This window comes from Fluviispira sanaruensis, from assembly GCF_004295685.1.
GTDB lineage: Bacteria > Bdellovibrionota_B > Oligoflexia > Silvanigrellales > Silvanigrellaceae > Silvanigrella > Silvanigrella sanaruensis.
Genome location: NZ_AP019368.1, coordinates 426065 through 443463 on the forward strand (window position 1 = coordinate 426065; position 17399 = coordinate 443463).

Sequence of the window (17399 nt, forward strand, 5' to 3'; positions counted from 1 at the left end):
TTTTAAAATTAAATGAGGGAAATTTATAATGAAAATAATTACTAAATATGTACTTAAATTTATTCTTCTTACTTCTTTTTCACTTGAAAATGCAAATGCATATTCAAGTGAAAAAGAAAATGCATATTGCTTTTCACCATTAGAAAACAAATATATTTTGCTGAAAAACAAAAAAATTAATTTATTGCCGACTCTTCGTGAAGAGAAAATAAATATAGATGGTAATAATTTATTTCGCTATCTTGAAACTTTATCGAAAAGTAAAGTAAAATAATTTGCCTTTGAAAAGTTGCTAATTATGCAGCATCCAATAATTTGATTCTGTTTATATCATAAAATAGTTTTGACTATCTCTGGAAAGTATTTCGCTTGAGTGAGAAGGAAATTCAAGTTCTGTTCTTAAAATCTCCCTTCAACATTTCCGCCATAACCTCCACGGGTGGTTTTAAAAATATTGTTTTGTCCTGCTTGCCATTGAACAACTTCACCGGTGCTTTCTTTCTTTTTCAGACATTTCCACTCAATATCTTTGTGTTGAGTGGAAATTTTTGCAATATAATTTGTCCATGTTGGGTATTCCACTGGAAAGAGTTTATGGGCTTGAGCTGTGTTCCAATTTCCTAATTCTGGAATATTTCCTACTATGTAAATAGATTCACCAAAAACGGTTTTTGCATTTAAACAGGAAAAATTATACTGCACACTGTCGGCCAGATTCTGTTGTAATGAAAATTCATAAATATATTTTTTACTAATATCCAAAGAACTTGTTTTTACTCGCGCCGTATTTTTAAATGTAACTTCCCAACAATTTTCTTGTAAATTATTATTGCATTTTTCTAATAAATTACCATTTAAATTCACAAAAGCGACGCTTTCATTCGGAATTGCTATTTCAATTTGCTGCTTTCTTGTCAAAGGCATTCCATTATATTTTCCTTGGGTAGGAGAAATTTCTACTTTTGCAATATTGTATGATTTGAATTGTGAAATATGTGTTTGAGCATAATTTTTTGCCAAATATTCCCTACTCCCTCCATCATCTTCGTATAGAACAAAGCTGCTCTCTTTTTCACTTGGTACAACTTTAATGATAAGATCATTTATTTTAGATCCATCCAAACGCAAGCCTTGCATATCCATCGTTTTTTCATCAACATATGTCTGTGGAATTATAGCGCCCTCTCTGACAAAAAGTGGAATTTTATATTTTCCATCTAAATAAGTTGGAAAATCAATAAATACTTTTCCAGTTTTAGTTACTTCATCTAGGGTATGAAAGTTAAGCCATCTTCCTTCGGGCAAATAAATATCTCTGCGAATAGGATCTTCATACTGGAATACGGCACTGGCAAGTAAGAATTTTCCGATCATTTTCTCACTGCTTATCTTTCGAACATTTTTATCATGTTGATAAAAAGTTATAAGTGGAGGAGTTACTGCTTCACCAAATAAATGAGCGCGATAAAATAGAGAGTAGTAATATGGTGCTAGAGCATAGCGTTGCAAAAGATTTTCTCTATTTGAAGTTATATCACCGATGAGAGAGGGAGATGTCTCTGAATTATTAGTTTCACCAACGACAGTATGGGGACGCACCGGAAAGTCGAAGGCAGTGGCATTGGCAAACCACATTGTGTAAAGTCGACCAATATCTTTCCCATCAAATACGTTGCGATGAAATCCACCTGTATCAGCGGAATAAAAATCAATACCACTTAAAGAAACATTCATCTGTGTATTGATATGCGCTTTGAGTCCACCTAAATTGGAGCCAATATCTCCGGACCACATTCCAGCACCATAGCGTTGCATACCTGGAGATCCTGCCCGACTCATATAATAGGGGCGATAGGAAAATTCTAATTGGTTTTTGTTTAATTCATAGCCTTTATCTAAACTTTCAATCCATTTTAGGGCATACAAATTAGCAATATCTGCGTGTCTGTTTTTAAGAACACCATTGATTTTTATTCCAGCATAATATGCATTTGGATCATACATTTCTGGCTCATTTAAATCTAACCAAAAATTGGTAATCCCTAATTTCACAAGGGGAACCTGCTTTTTTTGATACCAATAAGCCGATGCATCCTCATTGCTCCAATCAAGCATCCCCCCGCTCCCCCACCAATAGTTTTTAAAATAACTTGGGGCGCAGCCTTGAGCATATTTTCTCACAAGGTAACAACGGGAAACGAGGTCAGTAAAATCATTTATATTTGAATTTGGTATTAGTGCTGACTCAGAAATATAGGGCTCTTGAATAGGAATAAATTCTATGCCTTTTTTCTTATAATTTTTTATATTTTCTTTTGGATTTGGAAAGTTATTTTCATCAAATATTAAACTTCCCATTCCTTTTGTTCCACCAAACCAATAAAGATCAAGAGCAAAGCCATCAACAGGAAAATGATTCATTCTTAAACTTGTTAATTTATTGTCTATTTCATTCCAATTTTTGAAGCCATATTCACTGACCCAGAGACCAAGAAGTTTTTTTGGAGGAACTGTGGGATTGCCAACAAGTGAGATATATTTTGCTCTAAGATCTTCTATATTTTCGCCTGCAATTACGAAGTAGCGAATTTGTTTTTCCCAAAGATTCACATTCCAGTAATCTGTACGGGTAAAGTCCCAAGCCATTTTATATGTACTATCAATAAAAAGAGCATAGTTTTGTTTTTCATTACCAAGAGCATATAAAATTGGAAATTGTACTTTTGAGTTAGCTCCACCTGCGAATCCGACAAATGCATTGCCAAACTCACCGGGCTCCCATTTTCGACCTATCCAGTCTCCATCTGCAAAATTGGGATCATAAAAATATTGTCCCAAACCATAAGCATTTTTATTTTGATTAGAAATAATTTTAAGTGAATTATTATCTTTCTCGTTAAATGTGGGACAGAGTGTAGTTAAATCATAGCCAAGTTTTTTATTGAAAAATGATATGCATAATGATTCCTTGTCTACATTGATCGAGAGACTTTTTGTTTCAATTTTATTTTCTGATTTTTGGAATTCTGTTGCTCCATTATAGGGAAGATTTTTTGAAATCATAGGTGAACTATAAATGGGCTGGGGAGTATTTGGCAGAGTTCCTTGGGCCGTTTCAATATGAATAATATCATCAGATAGAGCTTCCAATAATATGTATTTATCATTTGCTGAAATGTGGGTTTTTGGAATTAAGTAATTGGGATTTTGATTTGCATAAATTCCTATCTTTCCCAAAAGAGAGAATGAAGAAATGAAACAGACTTTAATTATAAATGAATTGTTAACTCTTGTCATTTTTACCTTTCTATCATAATAAAATTATTAAAAATAATTTCGAAAAACATCAATAATTAATAGCGCAAAAATGAAAAGCTGTAAATTTTAAAATTAAAAAAGATATAAAATTGTTTAAATGCTCTTGGATAAAATTTTGCATAATTTCCTTCTAAGTCTTTTTCGCATAATTTACAAATTATCGAAAAATATGGAACAAAAAATATTTTAATAGATGATATTTAAATAATAAACTCAGAAGAAATAATATTGATTTTTATATCATCTATTTCATAAATTTTAACAAAAATAAAGTGGCCAAACGGAATTTCCGCAGTCAAATAGTCATGATAACTGATTCAATGTTCCCTCTGTATTGGCTTGGAGTGGCTGCAAAGCGAAGTTATGTCGTATCAATATTAAATAATGAAATTTCCGCTTAAAATAAAAACAAAGCACTGCAAATAGTATATATTTTCTGACTTAAACTCAAAATAAATATTGAAATTATAGTTAAAAATATTCCTAAGAAAATAGAGTTGTGTATACCGATTATTTTTTTTAAATTCTTTATTATCACAAAACTATTGAGGAGTATGCAAGCACCAATAGATGCTTCAAGTAAAGCAACATAATAAGCTTGTAACAAGGTGTCCTTTATGATTTGTATAGGCAAACAAATACCAAGAAAAATAAAGGAGATAAATTCTTAAGAATAGTGTAAAGAAAAAGTCTATGCCAAAATTGAAGTTTTTTTAAAAAAATACTTTTTAGCTTAACTTGTTACAATTTTTGTATATTTCTGGAGATTGTATGTAAAAATAAGTTTTATAAATTTAATAGCAAAATTTTATTTATTGTTATTGCTAAATTCAAAAGTCAAGTTAGCCATCATAACCTGAATTGTGATGCGTTGAGAGACTCCTTGCCAACTTAAAATGGAATTGAAAAAGGCAATGAGATTTTAAATGATTTGTATTTGTCGTAGAAATGTAAAGATAAGAGCCGTGATGGCAGAAATATTTGAACTGTTTTCAACAAGAAAAATTCGGTTACCGACCGATATTACAATTAAGGCAATTGTCTCTGTCACTCCACTCACTGTCATGCGGGTTATGTCATAAGTAATGGCAGAGCGAGTTGTAAGATTAAGCATGTTTGTGAATTTTCGCTCCCAGAAATTAATATTATAGCGATTGCCGATAAAGATATTTTCCCATGCACTGAGCATAAGTTGGGTAAGATTTTTCTTTGCGTGCATGAGTTTGATAAATGTTTTGTTAATTTTTTCTTTAAAAAAGAATGAGAAAATAATAATACAATGCTTGCCAGGAAATAGCAATAAAGAATTCTCAAAACTAAAGCAACGGCAATAATAATATTAAAAAAAGAAAACAACAGAATGGAATAGAGTTCATAAAGTAACTGATTCGCAGAATCAATAATATGATTACCTTCATTTGTCAACCAAGACTCGTGTTTGGCTTTGTCTCGGGGTTGTGCCCAAGTTGTCTTTCCGTAATTTATTTTTTTAAAATTTTGAATATATAGCGCAAGCGATTGTAAATGCCATTTTTGCAAATAAATAAGTGAAAGTGTGCTTGGAAAATAAATGACTATAAAACTGATGACAAATACGCAAATATTGATAATTGCTTCCTGCGGATTGCTTGAAGTTGCGTAGCGCATGCCTTTAGTAATAAACAAAGTCGACGCAGCTACTGTGAGCTGATGAATAGATGCCCAAAATAGGCAATAAAAACCATCCTTATTGCAAAGGTACGACATTGATTCAAGCATATAAATACTCACTTTAATAATGAAGTTGTTAAAATTATTAAGTTGTTATTTAATGGCTTGATCAGAACGGTATAAACAGAATCTTCATTGCTTTAAGAAAGTTTAATTGATATTTTTTATATGATCTTTTTAATTTTAGCAATTTTAGAACAAATAAAAAGGCAAAAGAATGTTTAAAGCAATTTTATCTTTTATAACTTCGCTCATGATAAGAATCAAATAAAAATAATTTCTACAAATTAAATCTTTAATCACTTTTTCAAAATCTGCACATCTTCAACTCACATCCTCTATGACTTTCTCAATTTCGTTGCATAATTCTTGAATCATTTTTTCACTGAAATCAAAATTAAGTCCTGAGGAAGTGAATAAATCCTGCAGCGAGCATTGGGCGCCTAAGCTGAGGCCAGAAATATAATTATGCACTGCTTGAGAGTAATTTTCTCTACTTTGTTTCCACAATTGTAGAGCTCCGACTTGAGCAATTCCATAGTCGATATAATAAAAAGGTGAGGTAAAAATATGTGGACGACTCATCCAGCCCAATTCTTCAAATTCTTCACAACCACTCCAATCCACTTGGGGGCGATATTTTTTAGAAATGTTGAGCCAGGCTTTGTTACGTTGTTTTGCATCACCTGTTTCTTTACCAGAATAAATAACATGCTGCCATTCATCCATCATGGCCATAAAGGGCCAAAAATGCAGCATATGAAACAGTTGAAAAGCGAGAGCTTTTTTTGCGTCACTTTTATTGTTCCACCATGCGGTAAAAAATGGACTGGCCAAAAGTTCTAGACCTATGCTTGCAACTTCACAGAATTCAAATCCAGGGTGACGTAAAAGAATATTATTGATATTTGAAACGGCATATCCATGCAAAGCATGGCCAAATTCATGGACAAAAGTAATTGCATCCCTAAAATGACCGCTGAAATTTGCAAAAATAAAGGGAACTTTACTCTCTTGAAAGGTAACGCAAAACGCTCCAGCAGCTTTATTTGCTCTTGGCGAGATGTCTATTAAACTATTTGCTTTCATTTCATGAAAGAGTTTTCCAAAGCTTGGGTGAATTTTGGATGTTATATTTTGCATACTTAAAACAAGTTTATCTAAATCTCCATTTACTGGATTTTTCTCAGGCATTAATTTAGGATAAATAGATATATCCCAAGGCTTAATTGAATCTGATTGTAAAGATTCTTTTTGTCCTAGTGCTAATTTATGTATGAGTGGCAAAGAAGCTCTATGAATAGAGTCTCTTAATTCTTTACATTCTTTTTCTCCATAATCAATTCTACCTAATTCAGAGAATGCGACTTCTATGTAATTTTTAGCTTGCACAACTTGTGCTTGTTTGCATCTATTTTCTAATAGAGCTGTGAAATTATCTTGATAAAAATTTTCATTTTCTTTCACAAATTTCCAATATGATAAAAATGCGGATTTACGAAGTTTGGGATCATTGTCATTTAGCTTACCAACTACAACAGAGATTGGAAGTATTCTATCATCAAATTTAGTTTTGGCAGAATTTACAAATTTTTTATATTCACGGATATGTTGATTCTCTTCGATTTGTAACAGTGATATTTTTTGATTTGTATATTTTCTGCGAATTTTAAAATCATTAAAAATTCTACCATTGTCATACGTGTGCATTGCATTTCGCCATGGTGAGGACATATAAATATCCATTAATTCACTGCGTGCAATCAAGAGCGGGGAAAGAATATTTTCTTCAAATTCATTTAATTTTGCCTCTGCCTCTGTATTTTTAGTATCAAAATAGAGATCAAGTTCTAAAATAGTCTGGGCTTCGGAAATAGCGCAAGAAGCTTCATGAAAAAGTCCATACCAATTTCCCGCACTTTTAAAACTATTTGGAAATTCAGCACTAAGTTTAGCAATCACTTCTTTCACATCATTTTTATTGAGCGGGTCAAAATTTTCGCTCAAATAGTTGCGTTTTGGTTTGTTTGGCAAAATATAAAATTGCGACATTTTTACCTTTCTTTAGGAACACTCGTCAGAGAATTGGCGTGGGGTATCACTTACTAAAATTAAGCGCTTATTAAACCTTTCCGATATTTGACAGAGATAGAGAGGGTTATAAATGCCAATTTGGAATCGGAAAATTAAAAATAACTTAAATACGTTGATAATATATATATCTGTACTTTTGCTCTTAAATGCTTGTAATACCGTACCTGTTGTCGTGAGAGGCCCTCCTCCCCAACCAGTTACTTTACCCTTTTTGAGATTAGAACAAGCTGGAGAATGCTACTATATTGATGATTTTCTGCCAACACCAGATTCATTGGTAAATGGAAAAACCTCAAATTTATATTTAAGATATTATACTTATTGGAATGCTCGCTATAAATATTGGTCAGAAGTTGGAATTATGTTGGCATTTTATAGCAAAGATTTAAGATGTTGGGCGCTTTTTGAAGAGTATGCTTTGCCAAGAATTGAAGAAAAGTAAGTTTATTTTTTTGGAGGCAACCCATTTTTGTCTGTATTTATTCTTTCTGGAAAAAGATATGGCTAAATTATTTATTGCAGAATCATCAAAAAAGTCAATAGAGAATTTAGAACATTTTTTACGTGCAGATGGGCATGATCCTTTTTTTTGGGATCATGCTGAGCCATTAGAAAAAATAATGAGTGAAAATAAATTTGATTTATCTATTATTGATCTTAATTTTAAGCAAATGCCAAGTTCAGAAATAATTAATTTAATCCTTAAAAACCCTGATTTTTCAAATTCACAAATCATCGTGACTACATCTTCTCCCAATAAAGATGCTTTAACAAAATATAGCTCACTTGGAGTTAATTTTATCTTTGTTAAACCATATAGATATAAACTTTTGGCAGATAAAATTAAATATATTATGAATCCAATAAGGGGTGATCACGGCGCTTTTGAGCCTGATATTTTAAAAATATTTTTGGAATCAACGATTCATATTTTTGAATCCGTTTCTGGAATTTCTGTCGAAGCGTCCAAACCATTTTTGAAGTCAGGCAATAAAAGTCTGAGTGAAGTCAGTGCTGTTATAGGCCTTTCTAGCCCACAGGTTAAAGGGTCGCTCTCAATCAATGTGACAAAAGAAGTTCTAACTCGCTGTCTTTTAAAGATTCTGGGTGCTGATATGGACGCCAGTCATGCCGATGATGCAGCTTTAAGTGATATGTGCGGTGAGCTCTGTAACCAAGTCATGGGAAGAGCAAAGCAGCAGTTTTTAAAGAAGAAAAGTATGAGTTTTGAAATCAGCGTGCCCACAGTATTGTCCGATCCGAATCATATTTTGGATTATAAAAGCTCGTCTCCAGTCCTTGTGATCCCTTTTAAAATTGAAAAAATTGAAGCGATATTTGTTGAATTTTGCCTTGAACTCAATGATACTTACGAACCCGTTGCCCCTGACAAACTTCAAGTTGTTGTTGAAGAAGGTGAGCTTATTCTTTTTTAGACTGCATTCCACAGGAAAAATAAATGGATTCAATGTTCAAAAATCGTCTCGAAAAAAACTTTAATTTTCATAAAAAATGGGCAAAACGAGATAATGTAACAGCATTTCGTATTTATGATAAAGATATTCCTGAATATTCTTATTCAATTGATTATTATGATGGTTCAATTATAGTTTATGAATATGAAAGAGGAAAAGCGGCCTTGCGTTATACTGAAGAGTATATGAAGGCGGATAAAGAACAACTTGAAGAAGTTATTTTATCAATCAAAAATTTATTTGCTATAGATGACAGCAAGCTCTTTTTAAAGCTTAGAAAAAGGCAAAAAGGATTGTTTCAGTATGAGAGACAGGATGAAAAGGAAATTACAAAAATAGTCTCTGAAGGCGAAATGAAATTCAAAGTCAATCTGTCAGATTATTTAGACAGTGGGCTTTTTTTAGATCATAGAAAGACAAGACAAATTATAAAAAAAAGTGTTGTGGGTAAAAATGTTTTAAATTTATTTGCTTATACAGGATCTGTAAGTGTTGCGGCTGCATATGGGCAAGCAGAGAGAATTACAACTGTTGATATGAGCAATACTTATTTAAAATGGGCAGAAGAAAATTTTAAAATAAATAAAATTTCTCTTGAGCAGCATGAATTCATTCGTGCAGATATCATGACTTGGCTTCCTACAGTTTCTTATCGGGCAAAAAAGTATGATTTTATTTTTTTAGATCCCCCCTCATTTTCAAATTCTAAAAAAATGCATGAAAGTTTTGATCTACAAAAGGATTATTTATTCTTATTAAATCAATGTGAAAAACTTTTAACATCAAATGGAAGTATCTTGTTTTCTTGTAATTTGCGTTCCTTTAAGTTTGCAAAAGAATTATTTGAAGATAAATTTGTTATTGAAGATTTAACTAAAAAAACCATCCCTAAAGATTTTCGCAATGAGAGAATTCATCATGCGTGGCTTCTTACTAAAAAAGCTTAATTTATTTTTGGAGGCAAGAAAACTTTGCTTCCTTTCCACCCATATAAATACTACGAATTCTGTAGATATCATTTTTGGATAAGCAACGTACAGTGCTGGGACTATCGATTGAGTCGGGTCCTGTATTAATAAATGGGTACATTACGCTGCTGCTTTCATTTAACATATGTCCTAATCCCAAAACATGTCCAAGTTCATGTAAAGCAATGCTTTCCATATCAACCAAAATCTGTTTTTCGTAGCTTTGATCTGTTTTTGTATTGCCGAAAATATAATTGTCTCGATTAAAACGAATTGCAGCTTTAATAATAATATTTTTATTAGAGCTAAAAATAGTGCTGGCAAGAATATTTCGATTTTTTCCTGTTCTTTCTTGCCAGCCATTGCTGTTGTCCTTTTTTCTATCAAAATATATTGCGGTATTTTTATAATTGAGAGGTGCATATAAACTTAAGAAATTATTTTCGGAATGTATTTTATCTACAAATTTAAGTGTTAAAATTTTTCTGCCGATTGCATTGTTCCATGTATTCATTGCATTTTGGATTTGTTTACTTATATTATTATTTTCTTGAATTATTTCTTTGCTTAAATGAACGATTATTGGATATTTATAGTGAATCCCCCATCCTTCTGAGTATATAATCTCTTGATTTTCATTATTTTCTTCATTGAGAGAAAATGAATTGACTTGTGAACCGCAACTTACCAGAAAAATAAAGCTGCAAATGTAAAATATAATTTTTTTAATGAAATTTTTAAAATTATTTTGAGTCAATAAATAAGTGATGGACATAAAAGCCTCAATGCCGAGATGAGGATTTATCGGCTATAAGGCGGCAAAAATAACACTGTGTCAAAATTTTGCTAAAACAGCTTTAAAAGCTATTCAAAACGACACCCGGTTTGTTTTTGTCTGAAAAATAAATATTTATTTTCTTAATAATAAATTCATTTTTGTCAATATTAATATTGAATTCCGATGGCCTAAGACGACTAAATTTGACTAAGTTTCCAGGACCACAAGTAAATGGGACTTGCTCTGTACTCAGTTCGAGATGATTAGGGATTTTGAATATTTTATTTTCCCCTTGGGGAGATGATCCAATTATAACTAAACAAATATTCCCTGAAATTGTTTTCACTGTACCTGTATTCAAAAGTGAAAAAGTTATTTTAGTTGAACTGTCAGATTGGACGAATTTTGGATTTTCAATTTTAATTCCACTATCTTCAAGTATAATAGCTTTTTTTTCATGTAAAACTACTGGTGGAATAATCGTATCACTTGGGTTCTTAGGTTTGGCAGTTTCTTGAGCAATATTATTAATTGGAGGATTGACGGGAGCGGTTGGAATGGTATTTTCAATTGCTTGTGTAGCGTTTAAATTTTTGTTTTCTATTTTTACTTCACTTTTTACAATGGAAGGGCTGGTAGTCATATTTTCTTTTTTAATTTCGTTTTCAATCATGGAAGCAATATTTTCGTGTTCCTTTTTTCTTTCATCTTTTAGATATGTTTTTTCAAAGTAATAATTTAATATATCTTTTTTGAAATTTACAATGTATTTTTCTTGGTTAGTGCTATTTTTTATCATAGAATAGCTTATATAAATAAGTATAAATGATGAAGTATTTAATAGGACAAAAAGTGTTATAACAATTTTTATAAATGTCAAATTGAATTTGTAATGGTGGGTTTTATTTGAATCAGTGAAATATATAATGTTAAATTTACGTGTTTGCTTTTTACTATTGTTTTGTATTGAATTCATTTTTTTGCCTAACTAAAGCATTTATATGTTCATTTTTTGTTGGTTCATTGAACCATTTTTCTGAAACAATTTTATACTTTGAATTCTCAAGTTGTAGATATAAAAATTTTCTCCCAAAATCTTCTTTTCCTTGAGCTTGATATTTTTGATAAAAAGAAACTAAAACTTGATTTTCAAAGGCAAGGATTTTGGGTTCACTGATTTCAATATTTATATTGCCATTGCGTATTGAGCTCAAACTCTTCTTCATATCGAGCCATTTCTTTTTATTTTTACCTTGTGCGTTAAAAGAATCAGAATAGAAATGATCATAACTATTTATATCTGAATTTTTCCATGATGTTCTCCAATCTGCAACAAATTCCATGATTTTTTCTTTTTCATCATCAAGATCTTGCTTAGAAATTGCTAAATTCATTTCTTTGGTGATTATAACTGGGGTTTCGAGTGGAAAAATATATTTTTCTAACTCGAGCCAGTCTTGATTTTTTAGAGCAATGCACCCATCCGTATCGAAGGGTTTGTCAGTTCGCGCGTCATCTTCAACACCATGGATCCAAATGCCGTAGCCAGTTTTGCTTGATCTTTGGTCAAAAATATTGGGATAATCTAAGACAAATGCTCCTGGACCGTATTTAGGGGGAAGCTTATTTCCATCTATTCTTCCTGTGATAAAGTAAATTCCTTCAGGTGTGCGTTTATCGCCTGTGTATTTTTTATCTCCTTGCTTTTTTCCTGTAATGGCTCGATATGTCTTAATCAGTTCATAATCGCCGCTTGAATTCGATTTGTACACTGTAAGTCTGTGTTGAAGTTTTTCCACAATAAGGGCATAGGCAGAAGGTTCATTGCCTAGGCTTATCAATGCTTTTGGTATTTGAATGGAATGGACGCTTAAAGATTCTTCGTTTAAAAGAATATTTGAACTTGGGACTTCTATCGGATGAACTTCTTGTTCTAAGCTTTCAAGCGAGAAAATAGCATAGGAATAAGATAAGCTCATGACTTGAATAGTGAGAAGTGCAATTGATTTGAAAATTGGATGATATCGCTCTGGCATGTTCTGCACTCCATATAAATACTTAATTGATTATATAGTTTAAGAGTAATTTGGCTTTATTTCTAGATCGTCAAACTCTCGTCAGTTTAAGTTGTTTTTGTGAAATGAGAAGTTTAGGTGCAAATGTTTCGTTTTTAGAGGTTTGAAAAATTTTTTATTGAAAGAGTTGTTAAATGATAAATGCAAGTTCAAGAGAGCAAATATTAAAAGGACTTGTTTATAACCTTAATGAATTAATAAAAAAAGTTAAAAAAGCAGGAACTTCAATCAACGCTAATTTTATTGAAGAGCTTATATCTCAGGCTCCTTGTCGGAATGAGTCTGCAAATCAAAATAAGTGTGAAGGCTTTCGACTTGAGTTTAATTTGCAAAAAAAAGAGTCTCCTTATCAATTTGACTGTATTTGCACACGTTTAAATAAGAAATTTAAAGCAAATATTTCGGCAAATTATTTGAAACGGCTGGAATCTCATTGGCCCTTAAAAAAAGGCATGGTTGATTCTAAATCTATAGCATGGCAAAAAGTAAATAGTGCATATGAAACGGTGCAAATTTCGATTGCTTTTATGATTAAATGTACTTCTGTTGAAAATTATAGAGAAAGTAATGAAGAAAATAAAAAACAATTAACTCAAGAAAGTTACTTTAAAAACTATGAAAATATGAATAGTTACTTCAGTTTTCTAATAGCATACGAAAAGGTTTTTATACATTCTTCAATTAAACTTTTTTTCTGGAGTGATATTAAATTAATGTATCACTCCTATTTTATAAAAGAAGATTTAAAAAAAGACGATAGAGTTCAATTTGTGAATTATATTCTGCCCAAAAAAACTGCAATCGTTTTATGCTTAGAAGACACACTGTTTCGCTTGCGTTCGGGTATAAATTTTGAATTACATGCCTTTGAGCTGTTTATAAATGATATGGTTTATGCTGACAATTCTTTAATCATTTTTTCTACACAGAATTTCATCCAAGAAAGTGATAAAAGTAAAAGTTATTTTCAAGATTATTCAGTGAGCTTTAAAAGAAATCTCGATGAAACTAAAATATCATTGCAACAAGCAATGGAACCTGACTATAAGATAGCTCAAGATGATAGATTTAATGAGCCTAATAAAACCGGATCATTTGATAAAATTGTTGAACTTCTTGCAAAAGGGCAGAAATATATTGAAGCCATTGAGAAGGACATTGTACAATGGAAAACAAAATTCGAGAATTGAGTAAAGAATATTATAAAAGAAAACATCATCTATTAAAAAAAAGAATTATTTTTATTTTTATTCTCACTTTTTCGGTGTCGTTTCTTTTGCTCTTAAGTATATCTGAAAGTTGGGCGTTGAAAATTTTTATTTCTAAAAGTTTTTCAATTTCTGATATGTTTGTTGTTTTATTCTTTACTTCACTTTATCTTTTTATCTATAATATTTTATTGTCAAGAATAACTTTACATATATGTTATCATTTTGAAAGCAAAAAAATTCCTTCCTTTATTATTCTGTTTCTATTTATTATAGTTTATACAATTATTTCATATAATGCCCCTGAATTTAAGAATATACTTTCTTTAGGTTTGAGTAAAATTTGTATTATTTCTCTTTATTTTCGTTTTTGGGTTTCTCGACTTTCTGAGACGCGTTTAAAATTAAGAATTACTAAAGCGCCATCCATTTATCTTGTCTCTTGGCGAGCTTTTTTTGTTTGTAGATGGGTATTAGTAGCATGTTGGTTGTTGAGCAGCTTAGGGTTTGCTCTCGCTCTTGTTGTTTCTCATCCTATTATAAATCTTGAAGGTTGGGAAGGAGTCCTTTTAATGTTAACTTATTATTTTTTATTTAGCTTTTTTGTTCGCAACCCAAATGCGCACACTCATTCATAAATAGGAACTTTTATGTTGATAGATTTTCATGTTCATTTAGCTGGATCTGGATGTGCACAATCAGGAATAATTTTAGGAAAATCTTTTGAAAAAAGGCCTACTTTTCGGTATTTAAAATACTCGCAAAAAATATCGAATGAGCAAATGTTAACAGATATTGACTTAATTTGGATTAAGCGAATTTCAGATCTTATCAAAAATTCAGGCTGTATTAGCAGAGCTGCGGTGCTTTGCTTTGATTCTGTTTATTTGGAAAATGGTGAGCAAAAACTTGAACTAAGTCAGCTTTATGTACCAAATAGCTGGGGCTTTTTTGCCGCACAAAAATTTAGTGAATCTTTTTTATTGGGAGCATCTATTCATCCTTATCGCAAGGATTTCTTAAATGAATTGGAAAAGTGCATAGAAAATAATGTGTTTTTGCTCAAGTGGCTTCCTTCTGTCATGGGTATAGATCCTGAAAATAAAAAATGTCTGGCTTTTTATGATTCTTTGCGTGCGGCAAAAATCCCTTTGCTTTCTCACGTTGATCGGGAGTTTACTTTTGCTGAGCCCGTATCGGGGTGGCTAAAATTCAATCATCTCAAAAAATTAAAAACAGCACTTGATATGGGAGTGACTGTTATAGCAGCGCATGCTGGAACACCTTCACAAATCGAGCTTGCAGAAGAATACGCAAGAAAATATGAAAATTTCTATTTGGACACATCGGGGCTTTTTAACCCAACACGGGTGCGCTCAGCAATCCGCTTATTTCGTTTAGCGCAAAAAAGTGTGCTAAAAGAGCGCCTTTTGTTTGGTACAGATTGGCCTGTGCCGGCTTTTCCTCTTCTGTTGATCGATAAAACGGGGATCGCTCTTTATAAAGAGATCTCGAAAATTGCAAATCCATTTCTACGTGATCTGCGCGTAAAAGAATTTTTTGGCTTTAATATCGATGAGTTCAAAAAAAATCAAGAAAGGCTGTTGACATTGCTTGATAGGTCGCATACTGAAGAAGTCCTAACTTGAATGTTCTGCACGGGTGCTTAGCTCAGTTGGTTAGAGCGTCGCCCTTACAAGGCGAGGGTCTGGGGTTCGAGTCCCTAAGCACCCACCATTTTTTAATGGGTTCCGTGGCAGATATTTTTCTTCTTAGAGCTAAGAAGTTTATCAAGTTTGGGTGCTTAGCTCAGTTGGTTAGAGCGTCGCCCTTACAAGGCGAGGGTCTGGGGTTCGAGTCCCTAAGCACCCACCATTTTTTACTTCCGAATCTATCTGCAAATAATTCCGTAACTTAAAACAAAAAATTCAACATATATATCGACTTAAAATATAATGTTTTTCTCATAGCTGGCGATAGTAATTTTTAGACTGCTGCATTATGAAGAAATGGTCCCAATCGTGCGGGGAAGATTAAATTTGCAAAAAAATAAAAAAAATTTGCAAAACGGAAAAGATGAAGGAAGCGGTATGTCTGTTGAACAGCTTTTTAGGATTAATGGCGGGAGAAAACTTTCTGGTGGAAAGGTTTCTATTGCAGGAAGTAGCAATCAAGTCACTAAATGCATTATCGCAGCTCTTCTAACGAACGAACATATTCTTATTAAAAATGCGCCAGCAGTGAACGAACGTAAAATTGCAGAAGAGTTATTCGCATTTTTGGGTGGGAGAGTTGAATATCTCGATGAGCATACCATTCGACTTTGTGCAAATGAAGTCATGAAAAATTCAATATCTAGGAAAATATGCCAAAAAAATCGAATTTCTATTTTAGCTGTGGGCCCACTTCTTCATCGCTTTGGCAAAGCATATATTTATGCTGCTTTAGGTGGTGATAAAATCGGTAAAAGACCCGTTGATTTTCACATCAATGGACTGATTGAAATGGGTGCTCATGTTGAGTTAGACGACAATCTTTATCATATCTCTGTAGATGAAAATGGTTTGCGGGGTGCTCACATCGTCTTGCCTTTTCCGAGCGTCATGACGACTGAAAATTTAATTATTGCTGCGACCCTCGCAAAAGGCAGAACAGTCATAGAAAATGCGGCCATTGAACCTGAGGTGATTGAACTCGTAAAAATGCTGCAAAAAATGGGTGCAGACATTACGATGAATGCAAATAGAACTTATATTATTCAAGGGGTAGATAAACTAAAAGGCTGTGAATTGCGCATTATGCCGGATCGCAATCAAGCCGTGAGTTTTGCCTGTGCTGCTTTGGCAACAGGCGGGAATGTTTTATTGGAAAAAATTCCCCACGATCCACTCTACAGTTTTTTAAATTATATACAGAGGATGGGAGCTGAATTTAGAGTGAATTCGGAAGGGATTTTTGTCTCCAGTCCGAAAGGAAAAAGGCTCAAACAGAGTCATATAGAAGTTGAAGTTCATCCTGGCTTTATGACGGATTGGCAACAACCTTTCATGGTTTTATTTACGCAAGCAGATGGCATAAGTATTTTACACGAAACAATCTTTGAAGATCGCTTGGGATATACTCATTTTCTCAATAGTATGGGAGCGAATATCAATCTTTTTTCGACTTGTTTAGGTGAAGCTCCCTGTCGATTTAAACATAAAAACCATACTCATTCGGCTATTATTCACGGACCGACTCCTCTAAAAGGCGGTAATTTTAGAATGCCTACAGATATTCGGGCGGGAATGTGTCTCGTCATTGCTGGCCTTGTTGGCAGCGGACCGACTATTTTGTCAAATATACAAGAATTACAAAGAAAATATGATAATATTGTTGAAAAATTAAATCAAATGGGAGCTGATGTCTCAATTATTCAAGGCACACTCACATCTGTTTAATTCTTATTTATTCTTGTCTTTGTCTGCCGCTCTCTTAATGATTCTGACACCTTTTTTTTCAGGTTTTGTCTTTATTTCATTTTCAGGAGAGTTTTGTAACAGTTCTTTTGCAACACTCGTCGAATTGACTGTGCTTTGAGCGGCAGCGTTGGTCTCTTGTTTAATTTTTTGATAAACTTCTTCTCTATGAACAACAGTTGACCTGTCCGCTTCTATGCCCAGGCGAACTTGTTTCCCTTTAATGGCCATAACGATAATTTTAATATTATCTCCAATGGCTATGACGTCTCCAACCTTCCGAGTCAATACCAGCACGATGCAGACCCTCCATGG

16 protein-coding genes and 2 tRNA genes are annotated in these 17399 nt (G+C 32.6%); 11 read left to right on the forward strand and 7 right to left on the reverse strand.

The window, feature by feature from the left end:
* Positions 1-28: 28 nt before the first annotated feature.
* Positions 29-274: a hypothetical protein gene (locus EZS29_RS01795; protein ID WP_130605946.1), complete on the forward strand. Its 246-nt coding sequence runs from the start codon at positions 29-31 to the stop codon at positions 272-274.
* 125 nt (positions 275-399) lie between these two features.
* Here EZS29_RS01795 and EZS29_RS01800 read toward each other — a convergent pair whose 3' ends face one another.
* Positions 400-3297, reverse strand: coding sequence for a TIM-barrel domain-containing protein (locus EZS29_RS01800; protein ID WP_130605948.1), 2898 nt, complete (start codon positions 3295-3297; stop codon positions 400-402).
* A gap of 947 nt (positions 3298-4244) precedes the next feature.
* Between EZS29_RS01800 and EZS29_RS15825 the strand changes: the two genes are divergently transcribed.
* On the forward strand, positions 4245-4400 hold the full coding sequence (locus EZS29_RS15825; protein ID WP_172603723.1) for a hypothetical protein: 156 nt from the start codon (positions 4245-4247) through the stop codon (positions 4398-4400).
* Here EZS29_RS15825 and EZS29_RS01810 read toward each other — a convergent pair.
* Entirely contained in the window at positions 4390-5076 is a 687-nt protein-coding gene (locus tag EZS29_RS01810) for a hypothetical protein (protein ID WP_130605952.1), read from the reverse strand. The genes EZS29_RS15825 and EZS29_RS01810 overlap by 11 nt on opposite strands.
* Before the next feature lie 276 nt (positions 5077-5352).
* Positions 5353-7080, reverse strand: coding sequence for a M3 family metallopeptidase (locus EZS29_RS01815; RefSeq protein WP_130605954.1), 1728 nt, complete (start codon positions 7078-7080; stop codon positions 5353-5355).
* A gap of 112 nt (positions 7081-7192) precedes the next feature.
* Between EZS29_RS01815 and EZS29_RS01820 the strand changes: the two genes are divergently transcribed.
* Genes EZS29_RS01820 through EZS29_RS01830 form a run of 3 tightly spaced genes read left to right on the forward strand, consistent with a single transcriptional unit; the run spans position 7193 to position 9544 of the window.
* Complete coding sequence (locus EZS29_RS01820; protein WP_130605956.1) at positions 7193-7564, forward strand: hypothetical protein; 372 nt, start codon at positions 7193-7195, stop codon at positions 7562-7564.
* A 58-nt stretch (positions 7565-7622) separates the two neighbouring features.
* Positions 7623-8558 (forward strand): chemotaxis protein CheX, encoded by a 936-nt coding sequence (locus tag EZS29_RS01825; RefSeq protein ID WP_172603724.1) that lies wholly within the window; start codon positions 7623-7625, stop codon positions 8556-8558.
* A gap of 23 nt (positions 8559-8581) precedes the next feature.
* Positions 8582-9544: a class I SAM-dependent methyltransferase gene (locus EZS29_RS01830; RefSeq protein WP_130605960.1), complete on the forward strand. Its 963-nt coding sequence runs from the start codon at positions 8582-8584 to the stop codon at positions 9542-9544.
* Position 9545: 1 nt separating this feature from the next.
* On the opposite strand, the gene EZS29_RS01835 is transcribed toward EZS29_RS01830, so the two are convergent.
* From EZS29_RS01835 to EZS29_RS01845, 3 genes are all read right to left on the reverse strand, one after another.
* Positions 9546-10340 carry a matrixin family metalloprotease gene (locus EZS29_RS01835; RefSeq protein WP_130605962.1) on the reverse strand — a complete coding sequence of 265 codons (795 nt, stop codon included), beginning with the start codon at positions 10338-10340 and terminating at the stop codon, positions 9546-9548.
* Between the two features lie 82 nt (positions 10341-10422).
* Positions 10423-11142: a hypothetical protein gene (locus EZS29_RS01840; protein WP_130605964.1), complete on the reverse strand. Its 720-nt coding sequence runs from the start codon at positions 11140-11142 to the stop codon at positions 10423-10425.
* Between the two features lie 154 nt (positions 11143-11296).
* The gene (locus tag EZS29_RS01845; protein ID WP_130605966.1) at positions 11297-12379 is read right to left on the reverse strand and encodes a L,D-transpeptidase family protein; all 1083 of its coding nucleotides are present in this window, start codon (positions 12377-12379) and stop codon (positions 11297-11299) included.
* Between the two features lie 173 nt (positions 12380-12552).
* Here EZS29_RS01845 and EZS29_RS01850 point away from each other — a divergent pair, with 173 nt between their 5' ends.
* The 6 genes from EZS29_RS01850 (at position 12553) to murA (ending at position 17066) form a co-directional block, all read left to right on the forward strand.
* Positions 12553-13608: a hypothetical protein gene (locus tag EZS29_RS01850; protein ID WP_130605968.1), complete on the forward strand. Its 1056-nt coding sequence runs from the start codon at positions 12553-12555 to the stop codon at positions 13606-13608.
* Positions 13584-14264 carry a hypothetical protein gene (locus EZS29_RS01855; RefSeq protein ID WP_130605970.1) on the forward strand — a complete coding sequence of 227 codons (681 nt, stop codon included), beginning with the start codon at positions 13584-13586 and terminating at the stop codon, positions 14262-14264. The genes EZS29_RS01850 and EZS29_RS01855 overlap by 25 nt, the downstream gene beginning before the upstream one ends.
* Before the next feature lie 12 nt (positions 14265-14276).
* Complete coding sequence (locus EZS29_RS01860; protein ID WP_130605972.1) at positions 14277-15275, forward strand: amidohydrolase family protein; 999 nt, start codon at positions 14277-14279, stop codon at positions 15273-15275.
* Positions 15276-15286: 11 nt separating this feature from the next.
* A tRNA-Val gene (locus EZS29_RS01865) sits at positions 15287-15363 on the forward strand.
* A 61-nt stretch (positions 15364-15424) separates the two neighbouring features.
* Positions 15425-15501 (forward strand) — tRNA-Val (locus tag EZS29_RS01870).
* A 164-nt stretch (positions 15502-15665) separates the two neighbouring features.
* A complete protein-coding gene (gene murA / locus EZS29_RS01875; RefSeq protein ID WP_172603725.1) occupies positions 15666-17066 on the forward strand; it encodes a UDP-N-acetylglucosamine 1-carboxyvinyltransferase in 1401 nt (466 codons plus the stop codon).
* 3 nt (positions 17067-17069) lie between these two features.
* Here murA and csrA read toward each other — a convergent pair whose 3' ends face one another.
* Entirely contained in the window at positions 17070-17381 is a 312-nt protein-coding gene (csrA, locus tag EZS29_RS16175) for a carbon storage regulator CsrA (RefSeq protein ID WP_130605976.1), read from the reverse strand.
* Positions 17382-17399 lie beyond the last annotated feature (18 nt).